We start from the raw sequence: 1111 nt of genomic DNA on the forward strand, positions 1-1111 counted from the left end.
AGGGTTGTGCATTCTAATCACTTCCCGTTTTATGTCAACACTTAATTTTGATTTTTCTTTCGAAGCATTCAAAGCTAAGTTTTATTTGACTGCCAACTCGCTGGCTCGTTGCTTTTCAGCGTTGTACCCCGTGTCGGTGGATGCGCATTATAGGGAAATCGAATAACGATGCAACCCCTTTTTTCATTTTTCTCTCGATAATATGTCACTACCACCTACCACTCCAAATACACACAAAACACAAACAAGATACACACAATCAAATGTGGATAAGTTCGCAAATAAACAACAGTACAGGCAAAATAGTGAAAGACGATCAGCGTGAGTCTTCAGTTTCTTATTCTGCTCAGGGATATAAAGCTGTACGTAAATAAAGCCAGAAGGTTGATAAAAATTACATCGGCGGGCTTTAGTCATTTTGCTTCCTGTACTAATAGCACGCTGAGCAAAGAATACCCTCAGCACAAGTAGTTCAATACCCAATATGGGAGTGGAGTATGCTCTGTATGAAGTGTTAGCCAGTTACTCATCCGCAAGTCCAGGCTCATGGACGACAATAGTGCAAACTGTAAGAATGGAATATAAACGGCTTATTCAAAAAAGCGCTGCATATCCTGGGTTTGTAACCCATACCCTGCAGTAGATCCAGGTTCACAAAGCTCTACCCCACCTTCAACAACAACTCCCTCTTCATACAGCACGCCGTGCGATACTGTTTAAACCAGCTTTTCGGTGTTGAATAGGTTTGTTTCGGTGTATTTATCATGCCTACGAAGTAGCTTTTCAGTGCTGAGTAGGTTTGCTCCGGTGTACTCTTCATACTTACGAAGTAGCGTTCCAGCTGTGGATCCAGGTTTCACCTGCTCTGCCAAACCTCCAACAGCTCCGTTGCCATCCCGCACGCGATGCGGGAGCTGTTTATACCTGCTTTTCGGTGTTGAGTAGGTTTGCTTCGATGTATTTGTCATGCCTGCGATGTGGTCTGTTGGTAGATCCCGCATCAAGTGTGGGATGACGATGGTGTAGACCTGTATGAATGGAGAAATACATGACACTTCGTCAGAAATCGCTCTATACATCATGAAAGCAAGGAGTATGTTTGAGCCGGCGT

General features: G+C 43.7%; 1 protein-coding gene. It reads right to left on the reverse strand.

Features of this window, described 5'->3' with window-relative positions; all coding sequences use genetic code 11:
* Window positions 1-716: 716 nt before the first annotated feature.
* Window positions 717-1111: hypothetical protein (locus tag ACXAH1_RS24605; RefSeq protein WP_475200329.1), on the reverse strand; the 395-nt coding region annotated here is incomplete at its 5' end.

The organism is Pseudoalteromonas sp. AWH4_217, assembly GCF_056161105.1.